At 59.5% G+C, this 17,638-nt stretch carries 17 protein-coding genes; 11 read left to right on the top strand and 6 right to left on the bottom strand.

The window, feature by feature from the left end:
* Positions 1–57 precede the first annotated feature (57 nt).
* Positions 58–1,398 (top strand): MFS transporter, encoded by a 1,341-nt coding sequence (locus DKK75_RS02930; RefSeq protein WP_181414433.1) that lies wholly within the window; start codon positions 58–60, stop codon positions 1,396–1,398.
* Positions 1,399–1,505: 107 nt separating this feature from the next.
* On the opposite strand, the gene DKK75_RS02935 is transcribed toward DKK75_RS02930, so the two are convergent.
* Complete coding sequence (locus tag DKK75_RS02935; protein WP_181414434.1) at positions 1,506–1,946, bottom strand: MarR family winged helix-turn-helix transcriptional regulator; 441 nt, start codon at positions 1,944–1,946, stop codon at positions 1,506–1,508.
* A gap of 403 nt (positions 1,947–2,349) precedes the next feature.
* Here DKK75_RS02935 and DKK75_RS02940 point away from each other — a divergent pair, with 403 nt between their 5' ends.
* The gene (locus DKK75_RS02940; protein WP_110451967.1) at positions 2,350–2,928 is read left to right on the top strand and encodes a haloacid dehalogenase-like hydrolase; all 579 of its coding nucleotides are present in this window, start codon (positions 2,350–2,352) and stop codon (positions 2,926–2,928) included.
* A 143-nt stretch (positions 2,929–3,071) separates the two neighbouring features.
* On the top strand, positions 3,072–3,194 hold the full coding sequence (locus tag DKK75_RS08255) for a hypothetical protein (protein ID WP_258333131.1): 123 nt from the start codon (positions 3,072–3,074) through the stop codon (positions 3,192–3,194).
* 67 nt (positions 3,195–3,261) lie between these two features.
* Here DKK75_RS08255 and DKK75_RS02945 read toward each other — a convergent pair whose 3' ends face one another.
* From DKK75_RS02945 to DKK75_RS02965, 5 genes are read right to left on the bottom strand one after another with little or no spacing between them, the layout of a single operon-like run.
* Positions 3,262–4,308: a Gfo/Idh/MocA family protein gene (locus tag DKK75_RS02945; RefSeq protein WP_110451968.1), complete on the bottom strand. Its 1,047-nt coding sequence runs from the start codon at positions 4,306–4,308 to the stop codon at positions 3,262–3,264.
* Positions 4,274–4,765, bottom strand: a complete 492-nt coding sequence (locus tag DKK75_RS02950; RefSeq protein ID WP_110451969.1) for a very short patch repair endonuclease — start codon at positions 4,763–4,765, stop codon at positions 4,274–4,276. Before DKK75_RS02950 ends, DKK75_RS02945 begins: the two co-directional genes overlap by 35 nt.
* 12 nt (positions 4,766–4,777) lie before the next feature.
* Positions 4,778–5,317, bottom strand: coding sequence for a peptidylprolyl isomerase (locus tag DKK75_RS02955; RefSeq protein WP_110451970.1), 540 nt, complete (start codon positions 5,315–5,317; stop codon positions 4,778–4,780).
* 13 nt (positions 5,318–5,330) lie between these two features.
* Positions 5,331–5,702 (bottom strand): YccF domain-containing protein, encoded by a 372-nt coding sequence (locus tag DKK75_RS02960; protein WP_110451971.1) that lies wholly within the window; start codon positions 5,700–5,702, stop codon positions 5,331–5,333.
* Positions 5,693–6,400, bottom strand: coding sequence for a TetR/AcrR family transcriptional regulator (locus tag DKK75_RS02965; protein WP_181414435.1), 708 nt, complete (start codon positions 6,398–6,400; stop codon positions 5,693–5,695). The genes DKK75_RS02960 and DKK75_RS02965 overlap by 10 nt, the downstream gene beginning before the upstream one ends.
* 207 nt (positions 6,401–6,607) lie before the next feature.
* Here DKK75_RS02965 and DKK75_RS02970 point away from each other — a divergent pair, with 207 nt between their 5' ends.
* The 8 genes from DKK75_RS02970 to DKK75_RS03005 all read left to right on the top strand — a co-directional run bounded on the left by DKK75_RS02970 (position 6,608) and on the right by DKK75_RS03005 (position 17,631).
* Positions 6,608–8,290 carry an MFS transporter gene (locus DKK75_RS02970; RefSeq protein ID WP_110451973.1) on the top strand — a complete coding sequence of 561 codons (1,683 nt, stop codon included), beginning with the start codon at positions 6,608–6,610 and terminating at the stop codon, positions 8,288–8,290.
* Between the two features lie 90 nt (positions 8,291–8,380).
* The gene (locus DKK75_RS02975; protein WP_375314990.1) at positions 8,381–10,060 is read left to right on the top strand and encodes an NAD+ synthase; all 1,680 of its coding nucleotides are present in this window, start codon (positions 8,381–8,383) and stop codon (positions 10,058–10,060) included.
* Between the two features lie 5 nt (positions 10,061–10,065).
* Positions 10,066–10,302 carry a hypothetical protein gene (locus tag DKK75_RS02980; protein WP_110451975.1) on the top strand — a complete coding sequence of 79 codons (237 nt, stop codon included), beginning with the start codon at positions 10,066–10,068 and terminating at the stop codon, positions 10,300–10,302.
* 241 nt (positions 10,303–10,543) lie between these two features.
* Positions 10,544–12,919: a formate C-acetyltransferase gene (gene pflB / locus DKK75_RS02985; protein ID WP_110451976.1), complete on the top strand. Its 2,376-nt coding sequence runs from the start codon at positions 10,544–10,546 to the stop codon at positions 12,917–12,919.
* 97 nt (positions 12,920–13,016) lie between these two features.
* Positions 13,017–13,898 carry a pyruvate formate-lyase-activating protein gene (pflA, locus tag DKK75_RS02990; protein ID WP_110451977.1) on the top strand — a complete coding sequence of 294 codons (882 nt, stop codon included), beginning with the start codon at positions 13,017–13,019 and terminating at the stop codon, positions 13,896–13,898.
* 255 nt (positions 13,899–14,153) lie between these two features.
* A complete protein-coding gene (locus tag DKK75_RS02995) occupies positions 14,154–15,440 on the top strand; it encodes an HRDC domain-containing protein (protein WP_110451978.1) in 1,287 nt (428 codons plus the stop codon).
* A gap of 49 nt (positions 15,441–15,489) precedes the next feature.
* The gene (gene tig, locus DKK75_RS03000) at positions 15,490–16,866 is read left to right on the top strand and encodes a trigger factor (protein WP_110451979.1); all 1,377 of its coding nucleotides are present in this window, start codon (positions 15,490–15,492) and stop codon (positions 16,864–16,866) included.
* 177 nt (positions 16,867–17,043) lie between these two features.
* Positions 17,044–17,631, top strand: coding sequence for an ATP-dependent Clp protease proteolytic subunit (locus tag DKK75_RS03005; RefSeq protein ID WP_181414463.1), 588 nt, complete (start codon positions 17,044–17,046; stop codon positions 17,629–17,631).
* Positions 17,632–17,638 lie beyond the last annotated feature (7 nt).

Here is a 17,638-nt window from a genome sequence, read left to right on the forward strand (position 1 = left end):
ATGTCGACAGCGGTCATTGACAATGCAGACATATCCGAACAATCGAAGGGTCTCGGCATGGTCGAGGCCGATCTGGCGGTTCGCGAGATTACCCAGCGAGTAGATAATGCTCATGAATCGGCTACTTTTTACAAGATCGTAGCCCTAGTGGCCGCAGGAATGCTCATGGACAGCATCGATGTCTATGTGGGCAGCGCAGTAGCCAGTTCGGCTTTGAGCACCGGATGGTCCACGGTCGCACAGAATTCCCTCTTCCTGTCGGCTGGTTTTCTGGGGCTGCTGGTGGGCTCGCTGCTGGCCGGGTTCATCGGGGACCTGCGGGGGCGCAAAACCGCCTATCAGATCAACCTGCTGCTCTTTGGCGGTTTTACCCTGCTGGGCGCTCTGGCACCGAACATGGCCGTCCTCTCGGTCTGCCGTCTAGGGGCCGGTCTGGGACTGGGCGCAGAAATTGTCACCGGTTTCTCCATGGTCAACGAATTCGCTCCAATCAAGCACCGCGGCCGCTGGAGCGCCATCGTCTCGCTGGTGGCCAACACTGGAGTGCCCCTAGCCATGCTCCTGTGCGCCTGGATCATTCCGCGCTGGTCATGGAGGCCGCTCTTTGTCGGCATTGGCCTAGCAGCTGCACTGATCTGGTACCTGCGGCGCGACATTCCTGAGTCCCCTCGCTGGCTGGCCCTGCATGGGCGAGTGGACGAGGCCGTCCAGGTGGTCGAGCTTTTGGAGGCCGATAATGGTCAGGGAGGGTCAGACCCTGGCTTTGGCGGCGTCTCCGCACTTGCTGGGAAGCATGAGAACGTCGAAACACCTGCCAAGGCGTCGGGAAGTGTGGTTCGCGGCCTGATCGTGGCCACTGTGGCGGTTTCAGCCACCAATGTCTGCTCCTACGCCTTCACCTCCTGGGTCCCCACCATCCTGCTCAAGCGAGGTATAGATCTGAGTGGATCCTTGTGGATCAGCACCCTGATGATGCTGGGCGCCCCACTGGGCTGCCTTATTGGTTCACTGCTTCTGGACCGGATAGGACGCAAGCGCATCATCGTCACAGCCTTCCTGCTGACAGCGGTCTTCGGTCTGCTCTACGCGGCGCAGACGAGCCAGGTCATGGCCATCATGGTGGGTATCCTGCTGATGGCCAGCCTCTACGTCCTTATGTCTTCGGTAGTGGCCGTCTACGCGCCAGAGCTTTTCCCGACCACAGTCCGCTTCCGTTGTGTGGGCATTGCCAACGCCGTTGCCAAGCTCTGCAATGTGCTCATGCCTATGCTTATCGGTGCCATGCTCAATGCATGGGGGAGTACTTCAATATTCGTCACCATCAGTCTGGTGGCCCTGGCCTCCATGCTGGTTGTCGGATTGATGGGCTGGGAGACTTCAGGCCGTTCGGTGGGCTGACAGGCCAAATAATAAAGAGTCTAAAGGGCAAACGGGCCTGATGCGAACCCAGGGACCGTCCAAGGGGCGGCGAAGGGATCGGTCAGGCCTTTTGCTTGTCAAGTCGATCAGAGCTGATTGGCCAGGAGCCGGTTGTAGACGCAGCGCAGCTCGGCCTGAAAGGTCTCGGGGTTGATGTCAGGATTCTGATTGAACAGTTCCGTCCACCAGTTGTTGATCGATCTGATCCGTCTGCGGGCTATGTCCGCGCCAGGCCTGGTCAGGGCGATGATGTTGACCCGGTGATCGGCGGGGTTCTGTTCACTGCTGACCAGACCCTGGGCTTTCAAGGCTTTCAGATCGCGGGCAAGCAGACTGGGGTCTACGCACAGGTCACGGGCTATCTGGCGCTGACTGAGGCCTGGATGATCATAAAGGTATACGATCAGATCTCCCTGAGTGCCCCGCAAAATGGATTCGCCCGTGTACTGGCTGGCATCGTTGCGTGCATGCCGGTAGATTCCGGCTATACAGGTGCTCAGATTGTGGTAGTGGCTCTTCTTCAACATTGCTGTTCCCCCTAGCTGGTATGAAAGATCAAAGAGTTCGGCGGGCACGATTGACCGCATAACCGCATAGACCCCTTCGGCATCGTTCCCCTTCCGGGCCTATTCCGACATGTCCCTAGCCACGACCCATTACGAACGACGCATTTTTCATCATATCAATACCGTCGACACCATGGGGATAATCCACGATAGGGACATGAGGCAGGCAGGCCATGATTTCCCGGGCCCCTCCTGCTTGGTCCCGGGCACAGACGGCTATGGAAGCCGTCCTGGCATCTTTAGTCTCTTGGGCTATGAGTGATTGCCTCTTCTCTGGATCGGTCAGAGTCGGGGACTATCACCGTCATTGCTCAACGGTATGCTAAGATATTCCTTTTTGCGGCGAGATCTGGAAAGGACTGGCATGCGGGTACTGGACTTCGACGGCACCATCTACGATGGCGAGAGTCTGCTTGACTTCTACCTGTTCACTGCCCGCAAGGATCCGCGGGTGCTGCCTTACCTGCCGGTCGCCCTCTTCTATGCCGTACGCTATCGCCTGGGCAGGGTCACCCTGGAGCAGCTGGATGCGGCCATGCGTCGGGCGGGTTCGCGCTACTTGCGTCGTCTGACCTCGCGTCCCGGCTTTGATATGGACCGGCTGGTCAGCCAGTTCTGGGATGCCAATATGCACAAGATCATGGACTGGTATACCCCTCAGGCCGACGACGTAGTAGTCACCGCCTCTTTCGATCTGGTGGCGGGGGAGGCATGTCGCCGACTGGGAATCGCTCGCTGCATCGGATCCACCTTGGATTTGGAATCCCTGACTGTGGGCTACCTCAATTTCGGACCCGACAAGCCCCTGCATTTTCAGCGGATCCTGGGCCAGGAGACGGCCATTGACGCCTTCTATACCGATTCGGCCTTCGACCTGCCCATGATTGATCTTGCCCGGCGGGCCTACCTAGTCGAACATGGCCAGGTTCGGCGTATCAAATAGATCAAGCCAGTCCATTTTTACCACGATCTGTCGATCTGTCGGCAGGTTCGTTCCAGACCAGCCCTGCTATCGTTCTGCTTAGAAGCAAGCGAGCATAATGGTATGCCAAGAACACCATGGGCGTCGGTTAGGGACTGGACGCCGTGGCAGCAGTCACCATCGTGGTTGGCCTGATGATTCTGGTCTTCGTCATCCTTCAGCGTTTGGTGACCCTCCGTAAGAAAGGAATGAAGCAGAGTTTTCCGGATGATCTGAATGAGGGCTGATGCCGTGATGATTGCGACATCAGCCCCCATTCGCATGCAGGTAGCCGAAAACGCCCCATTTATTAGTTCATGATTCGAAGGGATAGACCAGCCCCCACTGGCGGCGAAGGGAGTCCATGAGCTCCATGATGCGCAGAGTGTCCTTATGGGGCATCTGGTCGCACTCGGTCTTCCCGTCTAGGATGGCCTGTGCGGCGCTGGCTACCTCGTACTCATAACCGGTCAGCTGGTCGGGTACAGGGTAGCGCTTCCTGAGTTTGTGGTCCCCGTCGTACAGGTCGATGGACTCTACGTTGTTGATATTGATGCACTGCAGGTAACCCTGGTCACCCCATATGCTACCGGTCCGGTCGCTTTCCGAGACCATGGAGCTGGTTGCTGCGCCCATGGATCCATCCTGGTAGAAGATAGTCGTGGAATTTTGGCTGTCCACGCCTTTCGGGGTGCGTACCCAATCTGTGCAGACCCGTGTAATGGGCTTGGGCCCCATGACCATGTCGATGAAATTAAGAGGGTAGACGCCCACGTCAAGCAACGCCCCGCCGGCCAGGGCCGGGTCGGTCATTCTGGCCTTGCTGGTGGTCATATAGCCCAAGTTGGCGGTGACTGTTCTGACGGTGCCGATCTCCCCTGAGGAGACGATGTCGTCGATGATGGAGCGCGAGGGCATGTACCTGGTCCAAATGGCTTCCGTGCAGAGCAGGCCGGTACGCTCGGATGTCTCAATAGCCTGCCTGGCCTGTTCGGCGTTGGCTGTGAAGGACTTCTCGACCAGAACGTTCTTTCCGGCCTTCATGCAGGCGATGGCCTGCTCGGCATGGAGGCTGTGAGGCGTGGCGATGTAGACCAGATCCACTTCGGGATCATCCAGAAGTTCCTGGTAGGACCCATAGGAATGCTTGAATCCATATTTTTGGGCGAAAGCGGCTGCTCGATCCTCATCCCTGGAGGCTACGGCGTAGGGAGCGATCAGATGGCTGTACCGATGGTCTTCAGCCATCATAACTACGGTCTTGGCCAGTGCATTGGCTATCCGTCCGGCGCCGAGAATGGCGAAGTTGACCCGCATGCCCTTCCGCTCAGCCTCCTGTCGTTTGCCGTTCAATCTGCTCATCCTTGACTCCTTCGTTAGGAACGCCATCTGCTGTGATGGCCTTATACAATTTCTGCAAGGTACTCTCGGCATGGCCGGCGTCCAGCTGGCACTCCCAGACTGTGAAGACCCTCCAGCCCATGGCTCTCAGTTTTTTACTCTGCTCCTGATCCCGCAGACGGTTCCTTGTCAGCTTTGTGGTCCAATACTCCACATTGGATTTAGGAATGGAGCATTTGGCACATCCCTGATGCATGTGCCAGAAACAGCCGTTGACAAATACTATGGCCTTCCACTTGGGCAGCACCACATCAGGATGGCCCGGATACCTCTTGTCGTTTTTGCGAAACCGCAGACCTCGCGAAAAGAGATAGGACCGGACCTGGCGCTCTATAGATGTCTCAGTGCCCCTGATTCGGGACATGGTGTAGCTGCGTGTGCCGGGCTGGAATCTGCTGGGTCTCTTTTTTGAAACCATCCCCGGCCTGGCTCAGAGGATTTCGACGCTGTTGATGAAGACCGGCTCAAGGGGACGGTCGCCCGAGTCGGTGGCCACAGCGTCCAGCTTGTCGACCACCTTCTGGCAATCCTGATCGACCACTTGGCCGAATATGGTGTGGTGCCCGTTCAGCCAGGGGGTGGGCACGGTGGTGATGAAGAACTGTGATCCGTTGGTGCCGTGGGTCCTTCCCGTGGCGGGGTCTCGGCGTAGTCCTGCATTGGCCATAGCCAGCTTATAGGGTTCATCAAAGGTCAGGGAGGGGTCGATCTCATCATCGAACTCGTAGCCGGGGCCGCCTGTTCCCGTGCCTAACGGGCAGCCGCCCTGGATCATGAAGTCCTTGATGATTCGGTGGAAGGTCAACCCGTCATAGAAGGGATCCTGACGCTTCTGATGCGTCTCGGGATCAGTCCATGCCTTGCGGCCGGCGGCCAGATCCAGGAAGTTGGCTACGGTTTCAGGGGCCTGATCGTCAAAGAGTTCCAGGCGGATATCGCCCTCTGAAGTATGCATGATCACTGTGCTCATGATACTGATCCTCTCATAAGACGGCGACGCCCACCGAGGATCCGAAGGGCATCAGGGCCAGGCGTGCCATCTTGAAGGCTTGTATGCCGAAGGGTATGCCGACCACTGTCAGCATAGTGATCAGTCCGGCCGCCAGATACGCCAGAGCCAGCCACCAGCCGCCCAGGATGATCCAGAGGAGGTTGGCCAGCCAGGATCCCATCCCGCCTCCATAGGTAACCTGTCTGCCAAAGGGGGTCAGGGTCAGTCTGGCCATTTTGAAAGCCTGGACGCCCAGTGGGATGCCCACCACGGTAAGGCAGAGCAGGATGCCCACCAGGATCCAAGCCAGGGCGATGGCCAGTCCGCCCAGCAGCAGCCAGCAGATGTTGCCGATCAGGCGCATGCCGGTCCTTCCGTCAGAGTGGCGGTGACGGCCTTGGCGCAGGCGGTCACCTTCCCGATGATGATGGTCAGTCGGGTCTGTCGTTGCTCAGTCGCAAGTTCCTGCTCCAGGGCATCGATCAGCCGCATTCCTGATTGGACAATGCCTCGCGTCACCTCCACGCCCATGGCTGGATCTGCTGGGCGCAGGGCTGTCCATGCCTGAATCAGCGGCTGGTTGACCTGTCGGTGGAAGTTCAGCAGGGTTTGGATATGCCGGTCTGTGGACTGATCGCTTTGGAGGGCGGGATTATGGGCATTTGATGGGCTGCCGTAGATCAGGGCCTGGCGCAGCTGTTCGTCGTGCTGCTCGGCGTAGAGGTTCATCAGCCAGCCATGTCCATGCATTCCTGCCTGCTCCAGATTGGTACGGGTCCAGACCTCGATCGTCCGGTGCGGGCCGTCCGCCTGGTCCAGGGCCTGCTCCAAGGCATGACCCCAGTCAGGCAGGTGACGCTCCATGACCATATCGCATAGCTGGTCGGCATCCCGGGCGTAGCGGTAGAGGGAGTTCCGGGCCAGATTGGTGCGTCGAGCCACCTCGGCCATGGTCAATCGGCCGCGTCCGCCAGTGCGCAGGATGGTTTCGGCAGCGGCGATGATCTGGTCCAGGGTTTTGGCGCGATGCTCCTGGAGCGTGGATTCGCGGATCCTGGGCATGGTCCTCCTTGGTCCGGCCGACTGGGTGCAGCGATCGTGAATCAGCTTCGGCCGGTCATAGGGCATATGATATGGCCTATTTGCGATCGAGCCAAGCGGTAGAAGCTTGTTCGGCGTGCGGCTTGTCCGCGCTGAGTGAACTTGCCAGAAGGATTTTTGAGACGTATAGTCGCAAAAAATTCGCAGACCGGGGTGAGGGGAGATCTGATGACCGGATCGACAAATACGGACTTGAAAAAGGACAGTCAGGGGTCTCAGGAGGCGGCGCCGCCCTGGCGCGCACTCTGGGTGTTGGCCCTAGGGCTGGCCATGATCGTGCTGGATTCGTCCATCGTCAATGTCTCCATACCTTCCATCATCGCTGCCATCCATATCAACCTGTCTCAAGCCCAATGGGTGACCGCCCTTTACAGCATCGTCCTGGCAGCCCTGCTTCTGCCTTCCGGTCGGCTGGGGGACATGATTGGACGCAAGCGGATCCTGCAGGTGGGTACGGTCATTTTTGTGCTGGGTTCCGTCTTCGCCGCATCGGCCTCCTCTGGCACACTGCTGCTTTTGGCCCGGCTTATTCAGGGAATCGGCGGATCCCTGGTCATGCCTTCCACCCTGTCCACAGTATCTGCCACCTTCCGGGGCCGTCACCGGGCCATTGCATTCGGGATCTGGGGGGCCGTCATGTCCTCCGCGGCGGCGGTCGGTCCATTCCTGGGCGGGGTCTTCACCAGCACTGTCGGATGGCGGTGGATCTTTCTGGTCAATCTGCCACTGGGGCTGATCGTCCTCCTGGCTAGCGCGGTCCTTGTGCCCGAAACCAAGTCATCGCATCGGTCGGCCGGCGGCCGGTGGGGGATGTTCGCCGACTGGAAGGGCATACTCCTTTCGGCTTTGGGATCGGCCCTGGTGGTCTTCGCTCTGATCGAGGGACAGACCTACGGCTGGTGGCATCCACTCGCCGCACTTGAACTGGGCCCTCTGTACTGGTCGGTATCGGCGCCTCTGTCGCCTGTTCCGGTCAGTCTGATCCTCGGATTGGCTCTGCTGGCCGCTTTCGCGCTGACTGAGCTGGTCAGGGCGCGCAAGGGCAAGATGGTCATTCTGGACGTATCCATGTTCACCATTGGCACCTTCGGTTGGGGCAACCTAACGGCCGCCATTGTCAACGCTGGTCAGTTCTCGGTCATGTTCATCCTGCCCCTTTATCTGATTAATGCCAGAGGTCTGAGTCCTTTGGGGGCCGGATCCATTCTGGGCGTCATGGCTCTGGGGTCAGTTGTCTCCGGGGGCCTGGCACGGGTGGTTGCCACCCGTCTGGGAGCCGGCGGCACGGTGCAGATAGGCCTCTTGATGGAGATCGTCGGCGTGGCCCTGTCCATTCTGCTCATGCGCGGGTCTGTGCCGGTCTGGCCCATGACACTGACTTTGATCATCTACGGGGGCGGTCTGGGCTTTGCTTCAGCACAGTTGACCAGCCTGGTGCTTTCGGGCGTCCCGGTGGCCCAGTCCGGCCAGGCTTCGGCGACCCAGTCCAATATTCGTCAGTGGGGGACAGCCCTAGGCGCCGCAGTCTCCGGTTCCGCCCTCTCCCTGGCTTTGAGCCTGGTGCTGCCAAGGCACCTGACGGCGCTCAAGGGGATCTCAGCGCAGATGACTGATGTCCTGGTCAGATCGGTCCAGTCCTCAGCCGGAAACGCCATCGTCGGCCTGCGTGCCCAAGGTACCCGAGGCCGACTGGGAGCTCTGGGTCCTCAGGTGACCAATGCTTTGACCGAGGGATTTACGCAAGGCGCCCAGTGGGCCATGGGCTTCGCGGTCCTGCTGCTCCTCCTGGGGCTGATCGTCTCGGTGCTGGTACGCCGGGCCGCTCGTAGGGCTGGTGCCGATAAGGTCTAAGGTCTGAGGCCTCTGCAAACCTTCCTTCCTCGCATCAGTCCTCGCATGGGACTGTCTGCCCGTCATGCGACCTAGGCACGGTTTAGAATCATGAATATGGGCATACAAGAGGAACAGTCACAGCAGGACGGCGATCTGCTGGTGGCTCTGGCTCAGATCGACACCTGTGTGGGCGATCTTGACGGCAACGCCGACATTATTCTGGACTACTCCCGTAAGGCAGCTGAGCAAGGGGCGACCTTGGTGGTCTTTCCTGAGATGAGCCTGACTGGCTACCCAATCGAGGATCTGGCATTTCGGGCCAGCTTCCGCCGAGCCGCCTGGTCTCGGGCCGACCGTCTGGCCAAGCAGCTGGGCGACCAGGGTCTGGGGCATTTGTATGTGATCGTAGGGACTGTGGGCACCGACACGGATCAGGACCGGCCCCGCAATCGGCTGGTGGTCCTGCATCAGGGTCGGGTCGAGGCCGGCTACGACAAGCATTTCCTGCCCAATTACGGGGTCTTCGACGAGTACAGGATTTTCACTCCTGGGGATAGGACTGTGGTCCTGGAGGTGCGAGGTCACCGGATTGGGCTGGCTATCTGCGAGGACATTTGGCAGGAGGGCGATCCTATCAGCGACTTGGCTGGCAGGAACATCGACCTCTTGGTGACCATCAACGGCTCCCCCTTTGAGGAGGGCAAGGGTCATGTCCGCTATGAGCTGGCGACCCGTCGAGCCAAGCAGGTCGACGCACCCCTGCTCTATCTGAATCAGGTGGGCGGGCAGGATGATCTGGTCTTTGACGGCGGCAGTTTCGTAGTGGACAAGGATGGCACCCTGCTGGAGCGCTCGCCCAGATTTGTTCAGGACCTGTCCACTTGGACCCTGCCTGCACCAGGGAAGCGCCCACTGCCCAGCAAGTCATGCATGGCCGAAGAGATGCCTGGGGACGAGGAGGTCTATCAGGCCTGCGTGCTGGGGCTGAAAGACTATATGGCGAAGAATCGCTTCACAGGCGTTTGCCTGGGGCTGTCAGGCGGGATCGACTCGGCCCTGGTGGCTACCATGGCTGCCGATGCCTGCGGAGGGGAGCATGTGCGCGGCATCTCCATGCCCAGTCGCTACTCCTCGGAAGGCTCCCGGGATGATGCAGCCGACCTGGCTCAGCGTCTGGGGGTACGCTATGCGGTCCAATCCATAGGTCCGGAGTTCGGCGCTTTCCAAGGTCAGTTGCATCTGCAAGGAGTTGCTGAAGAGAATCTGCAGGCCCGGATACGCGGTGTCATCGTCATGGCCTACGCCAATGCTGAAGGGCTTCTGGCGCTGGCCACAGGCAACAAGTCCGAGCTGGCCTGCGGCTACTCAACGATCTATGGTGATGCGGTCGGCGGCTACGCGCCCATCAAGGATCTGCTCAAGACCCGGGTCTGGCAGCTGGCCCGCTGGCGCAACGCCCAAGCCCGGGCACGGGGTGAACGTGAGCCCATACCGGTCAATTCCATCGTCAAACCGCCATCGGCCGAGCTGCGCCAAGGGCAGAAGGACTCTGATTCTCTGCCTGACTACAACCTGCTTGATCGGGTTCTGGAGGCGTACATTGAGCATGCGCACGGTCGCGCCGACCTTCTGGCCGACGGCTTCGATACCGATACAGTTGACACGGTCATGCGGCTGGTGGATCGGGCCGAGTGGAAGCGGCGGCAATACCCGCTGGGACCCAAGGTCACCTCTCTGGCTTTTGGTCGGGACCGTCGACTGCCTGTCACCAACGCCTTTAGGGAATGATCGCCATGAGTTCCGAACGCGAGCGGAAAGTCTGGTACTTCAACACCGTCACCGGCATACCCGAGCAGGGCAAGCTGTCTCCACAGGATAGACGGATGGGCCCCTACAACAGCAGGCAGGATGCTCTTGATGCATGGAAGATCGCCAAGCGGCGGAACAAAGACTGGGATGAGGAGGACCGTCGTTGGCGGCAGGCTTGGGATGGTGATTCGGAGCAAGGACAGTCATCAGCTGACAGATGAAGCTCGCCGTGGGTCGCCCGTCAGCGTTGGCGACCAGTTGGCCGTGCGATCAGAACGGATCGGAGCTCAAGCCGTGTGCTGGGCTATCTCGCAAGACCTAGGAGAGGCGCCCATTGCGTGTCTGCTCGCAGTGTGATATAGCTCACGTTCCTATTCAGTTTCTCGTGGTAGGGCGCACCCTATACTTGAAGTGACAGTGGTGTGAGGAAGCGCCATTGACCATATCAACAAGGAGTTGACTATGACAGCAGTTGAGACCAGCACCGTCTCTCCCGCAGAGCTGCAAGCCAAGGCTTGGAAGGGCTTCAAGGGCGAGGACTGGAAGAAAGATATCGACGTCCGCGACTTCATCCAAAAGAACTACACGCCGTACACCGGTGACGAATCGTTCCTGGCGCCGGCCACAGAGAAGACCAAGTTCCTGTGGAATTACCTGGACGACAATTTCCTTGCCGTGGAGCGCAAGCAGCGCGTCTACGACGTGGATACCCATACCCCGGCGGGCATTGACGCCTTCCCTGCCGGATACATCGACGGCAAGCCAGCTGGCGAGACTCGTGACGACGTGATCGTCGGTATGCAGACCGACGTGCCCTGCAAGCGTGCGATGATGCCTTACGGCGGCTGGCGCATGGTTGAGCAGGCCCTTAAGGAGGCTGGCAAAGAACCCGACCCCGAGGTCAAGAAGATCTTCACCCGGTATCGCAAGACCCACAACGATGGCGTCTTCGACGTCTACACCAAGAGGATCAAGCTGGCCCGCCACAACAAGATTCTGACCGGTCTGCCCGATGCATACGGCCGTGGCCGCATCATTGGCGACTATCGTCGTGTGGCCCTCTACGGCATCGACGAGCTGATTGCCCGCAAGAAGGCCGACAAGGATTCGATTCCCTACCGCAACGACTTCACCGAGGAGGAGATCGAGCATTGGATCCGCTTCCGTGAAGAGCACGCCGAGCAGATCAAGGCTCTGAAGCAGCTGCTGAACCTGGGCAAGGAGTACGGCCTGGATCTGAGCCGTCCTGCCATGAATGCCAAGGAAGCAGTTCAGTGGACCTACATGGCCTACCTGGCCTCGGTCAAGAGCCAGGACGGCGCTGCCATGTCCATCGGCCGCCTGTCCGCTTTCTTCGACGTCTACTTCGAGCGCGATCTGGCCGCCGGCCTGATCGACGAGACCGACGCCCAGGAGATCATCGACAACATCGTGATGAAGCTGCGCATTGTGCGCTTCCTGCGGACCAAGGACTATGACAACATCTTCTCCGGCGACCCCTACTGGGCTACCTGGTCTGATGCCGGCTTCGGCGACGACGGCCGGCCCATGGTCACCAAGACCTCCTTCCGTCTGCTGGCAACCCTGACCTTGGAACACCTTGGACCCGGTCCTGAGCCCAACATCACCATCTTCTGGGATCCGAAGCTGCCTGAGGGCTACAAGCGCTTCTGCGCCCGTATCTCCATCGACACCTCCGCTATTCAGTACGAGTCAGACAAGGACATTCGCGCCCACTGGGGCGATGACGCTGCCATCGCCTGCTGCGTGTCCCCCATGAGGGTCGGCAAGCAGATGCAGTTCTTCGGCGCCCGCGTCAATTCCGCCAAGGCTCTGCTCTATGCTATGAACGGCGGCCGTGACGAGATGACCGGCATGCAGGTCATCGACAAGGACGTAATCAAGCCTGTCACCCCCAAGGAAGACGGTTCACTAGACTTCCAAGAGGTCAAGGACAATTACGAGAAGGCCCTGGAGTGGCTGAGCGAGACCTACGTCGAGGCTCTGAACATCATCCACTACATGCACGATAAGTACGACTACGAGTCCATTGAGATGGCCCTGCACGACAAGGAGGTCTACCGTACCCTAGGTTGCGGCATGTCCGGCCTGTCCATCGCCGCTGACTCGCTGTCGGCCATCAAGTACGCTAAGGTCTACCCGATCTACAACAAGGATGCCAAGGGCACCCCGGAGTATGTCGAGGGTGCTGACGACGACCTGATCGTCAACTACAAGACCGTTGGCGAGTTCCCGGTCTATGGCAACGACGACGATCGCGCCGACGACCTGGCCAAGTGGACCGTGTCCACCGTCATGGGCCAGATCAAGCGCCTGCCTGTCTACCGCGGCGCTGTGCCGACCCAGTCCATCCTGACCATCACCTCCAATGTGGAGTATGGCAAGAACACAGGGTCCTTCCCCTCCGGCCACAAGAAGGGCACTCCGTACGCTCCCGGTGCAAACCCCGAAAACGGTATGGATTCGCACGGCATGCTGCCCTCCATGTTCTCCGTAGGCAAGATCGACTACGACGACGCCCTGGACGGCATTTCGCTGACCAACACGATTACCCCTGACGGCCTGGGACGTGACGAGGATGAGCGCATCAACAACCTGGTAGGCATCCTGGACGCCGGCAACGGTCACGGGCTCTACCACGCTAACATCAACGTCCTGCGCAAGGAGCAGCTGGAGGATGCTGTCGAGCACCCCGAGAAGTACCCCCACCTGACCGTGCGCGTATCGGGCTACGCGGTCAACTTCGTCAAGCTGACCCGCGAGCAGCAGCTTGATGTCATTTCCCGCACCTTCCATCAGGGCGCGGTGACTGACTGATCGCCTTTGCGAGATAGTCAGCTGTTGACGCGACGGTGATCATGGGGCGGGGCGCACCAGGGCCCCGCCCCCTTTTCGTCTTTTTCAGGAGGATCCGATGACGGAGACCACCACCTTCCATACCACACAGCAGCACATGCTGAAGGAATCCAAGGTCTATAAGAGCCAGACTCTGATGGGCGGCCTTTCCGGGTTTGAATCGCCGATTGGACTGGACCGGCACGACCGCATGAATGCTTTGCGCACGGGCGACATTGGATTTGTTCATTCCTGGGACATCAATACCTCGGTGGACGGGCCAGGTACAAGGATGACCGTCTTTATGAGCGGATGCCCCCTGCGATGCCAGTACTGTCAGAACCCGGACACCTGGAAGATGCGCGACGGCCAGCCTGTATATCTGCAGGCCATGATCGACAAGGTGGCCCGCTACCAGGATCTCTTCAAGAGCACGGGAGGGGGAATCACCTTCAGCGGTGGCGAGTCCATGATGCAGGCCGCTTTCGTCTCACGGGTCTTTCGAGCTGCCAAGGAAATGGGCGTTCACACCTGCTTGGACACATCAGGTTTTCTCAATCGTAACTACACCGATGCCATGATTGACGATATCGACCTGTGCCTGCTGGATGTCAAATCCGGTGACGAAACCACCTATAAGAAGGTGACTGGCGGCACGCTGGCCCCCACGATCGAATTCGGCAAGCGTCTGGCTGCCCGAGGCAGCAAGATCTGGGTTCGCTTCGTGCTGGTGCCGGGACTGACCGATTCTGAAGAGAACGTCGAAAATGTTGCGCGGATATGCGAACAGTTCAAGGATGCCATTGAGCACATTGATGTGCTTCCCTTCCATCAGCTTGGACGGCCCAAGTGGCATGAGCTGCGCATTCCCTACCCGCTGGAGGATGCCAAAGGCCCTTCGGCGGCCCTGAAGGATCGGGTAAAGAAGCAGCTGGAAGCCCACGGATTCGTGGTCTACTGAGCCGCAAATAGAAGCAAACAAGGATAAGTTTCTCGTAACTCCCTACGGCGAATGCCGCGGGGAGTTTTCCATGCTCAGTTGAAGATTCGCCTTCTAATTAAACGATGGTCGGCTCAATGAATGACCGACGGGGATTGCTTAGGGAAGGGGCTGCCATCGGGTTGAGACCATGGACTATGCTGTCAGACGTATGTTTCCGGGCCTGGTCGGCCCGGTGGCGTGATGTCCGACAAGAAATAAAGAGGTTAAGCGCAGGTGACCACGGATCCTCAGACGCAGCTGCTTTCAGAGCCCGCCCAGGGTGTGCCGTCGGTCATTGATGACATGGTCGGATATCGCCGGGCCTGTCGGCTGCTTGCTCAGGGAAGCGGTGCACTGGCTGCGGATGCTGAACGTGCATCGGGATTCCGCTATGGCCACGATGATTATCTGGTCCAATTCAAGCGCCGGGGAGCAGGGATATTCCTCCTGGATCCGCCGGCTCTGGCGCAGGCGGGCTGCGACTGGTCGGAATTCAATAGAGCAGTCCAGGACGTTCAATGGATCATTCATGACTCTCCTCAGGATCTGCCAGGTTTTTATGCACTGGGCATGAGGCCCTCATCGCTCTTCGACTCCGAACTGGCGGCCAGGATGCTTAATCTTGGTCATTACGGCTTGTCTGCAGTGACATCACACTATTTAGGGCTGACCCTGGCCAAGGAGCACTCTGCTGCAGACTGGTCCTACCGCCCTCTGCCCCGTGATTGGCGCAATTACGCCGCCTTGGATGTCGAACTGCTGGATCAGGTACGATCACGCGAGCTGGAGGATCTGCGCCGCCATGGCAAGGATGAATGGGCCAGGCAAGAATTCGCCTGGCTGTTGAGACAAGGCAAAATACCCAAGCCGGAGCCTGAGCAGCCCTGGCGGCATATCTCGCACATCAACGCCCTACACAACGACCGTCGAGGCCTTGCAGTGGCCCGTTCGCTGTGGACCACCAGAGACCGGCTGGCCCGACGCTGCGACATAGCTCCGACGCTTCTTCTGCCGGACAAGGCCATTATCGAGGCTGGAAGGCTTAAGCCACATAACAACGCCCAATTCCGAGCCATCCGGTCCTTGAATGAACGTGTCAGGATCCATACCGGCGGTGAGCAGGACCGCATGTTTGAGCGCTATGCGCCCATTCAGCGCCGGGTCAAGCCCTCGGTCTGGAAACAGGCCATTTTTGATGCGCTGCGTCTGCCCATTGAAGAGCTGCCGGTGCCTCCCAAGCCTCGTGTTGAAGAGACCAACGCCCCCAAGTCAATGCAGGTCTGGCGGCATCGCCACCCTGACCGACTGGTCAGGCTGGAGGCGGCGCGCAAGGCAGTGACTGATGTAGGCCGTAGGACCAACACTCCTGATGAGATTCTGATCAAGCCCCGCTACCTGCGCAACCTCTGTTGGACCGACGAACCGGATAAGCGGGACGTGGCCGACTTTCTGCGCGAGGAGGGCGCCCGACCTTGGCAGGTTTCACTTCTGTCAGAGTCCCTGACTCGCGCTATTATGTAACGGTTGCCTTACTGGCAGATCAAACGGTTTGGATGAATTGGAGCGCAGCGTGAAAATCAGCGTCAGAAACCTCGAGCCCACTAAGGTCAGGCTCACCATCACCGTCGATCCCGATGAGCTGAACCCCTACCTGGATCAGGCCCGTAAGGAGATCGGCAAGCAGGTGACCATCCCCGGCTTCCGAAAGGGCCATGTGCCTGGACCCATCATCGATCAGCGCGTGGGCTTTGCCAGCGTGGCGGGCGAGGCCGTCAACGCCGGCGTGCCAGAGCTTTACTCAAAGGCTCTGGAGGAGAAGCAGCTGCACGCCATGGCACAGCCGCAGATCGACGTCAAGGACATACCTTCCTCGGCCAAGGACGATACCAAGCTCAAGTTCACCGCCGAGGTCGAAATTCGTCCCAAGTTCGAGCTGCCCGAGATTGATGGCATGGAGATTGAGGTCCCTAAGCCAGCCGTCACCGATGAGGACGTGGACAAGCGTCTGGACAATCTGCGTCAGCGCTTCGGCACCTTGGTCAGCGTGGATCGTCCCGCTTCCAAGGGCGACTACGCCAACATCGACCTGGATGCCGTTATCGACGGCAAGTCCGTGGACTCCCAGCAGGGAGTCAGCTACGAGCTGGGCTCCAACACCATGCTGGACGGCCTGGATGAGGCCTTGGATGGGCTGTCCGCCGGAGAAGAGACCACCTTCGAGGGCACCTTGGAGGCCGGTGAGCACCAGGGCGAAAAGGCCCAGATCAAGGTCAAGGTGAACTCGGTCAAGGCTGAGGAGCTGCCCGACTTGGACGACGAGTTCGCCAAGGAAGCTTCGGAGTTCGAGACTCTGAAGGAGCTGCGCGAGGATGTGCGCAAGCAGTGCCAGGTGGATGCCGAGGGCCGACAGGCCACCGATGCCCGTGATGCCTTCATCGCTAAGCTTCAGGACGGCTTGGACATTCCGGTGCCCAAGGGCATCAAGCAGTCCATGGTGACCGATCAGCTCAAGAACACTGGCAAGGACCCGGATAAGGCCAGCAAGGACGAGAAGGCCGAGGCCGAGCGGACCGTGGAGAAGGAACTGCGCGACCAGATGACCCTTGACGCCTTGGCGGAGAAGCTTGGCATTACGGTCAGCCAGGCTGACGTAACCAACTTCCTGGCTTCCATTGCTCAGCAGTACGGCATGGACCCCAGCGCCTTCATCAACGGCATCGTCCGTAATGGTCAGTTGGGCTCGGCTGTGCAGGAAGTCGGTCGCTCCAAGGGCATGCTGGCCGGAATGCGTGCCGTCACCTTCAAGGATCCCGACGGTCAGGAGGTCGACCTGAGCCGCTTCTTGGGCGAGGACCAGCCCGAGGCTCAGGAGGAGCAGGATGAGAGCGTTCAGGCTGCCTCGGCTGCAGCTGAAGTAGCTGACCAGCTCTCTCAGGATCAGGAGTAGCTTCCCAGGCAGCGAACAGGCCGCACCCCGTGGCAAACAGCCTGGGTGCGGCCTTGTCGTAGCGGTTGCGCAAAGAGCGGAAAGGCTGGGACCGCGTCGATTGCGAGGGCTAGGCTCAATACAGATACGTTTATCGAAGGAGACAGGGTGAACAACTCATTGGCAACCAGTCCCGTGATGGAAGATGGGGAGGCCCCCACGCCGACCGATCCCATCTTCAACCGACTGCTCAAGGACAGGATCATCTGGCTGGGGGACGAGGTCAAGGACGCCAACGCCAACGTCATCTGCGCACAGATGCTGATGCTGGCGGCCGAGGATCCCAAGAAGGATATCTGGCTCTACATCAATTCGCCAGGCGGCTCAATTACAGCGGGCATGGCCATCTACGACACCATGCAGCTGATCGAGCCCGACGTGGCCACAGTCGCGGTCGGCATGGCGGCTTCCATGGGCCAGTTCCTGCTCTCCAGCGGAGCCAAGGGCAAGCGTTTCGTAACCTCCCATGCACGTGTGCTCATGCATCAGCCCTCGGGTGGTGTCGGAGGCACGGCCACTGATGTCAGGATCAACGCCGAACTGATCATGGACATGAAGCGCACGCTCTCCCAGCTGACGGCCGAGCAGACTGGCCACACCCTGGAGGAGATCTACCGGGATAACGAATACGATCACTGGTTCACGGCCCAGCAGGCCTTGGAGTACGGCTTCGTCGACCGGATCGTGACCACCCACGGCACTATGACCGCAGATCAAGGGAAGTGAGCACTCC

The organism is Bifidobacterium asteroides (genome assembly GCF_003202695.1).
Classification (GTDB): domain Bacteria; phylum Actinomycetota; class Actinomycetes; order Actinomycetales; family Bifidobacteriaceae; genus Bombiscardovia; species Bombiscardovia asteroides_G.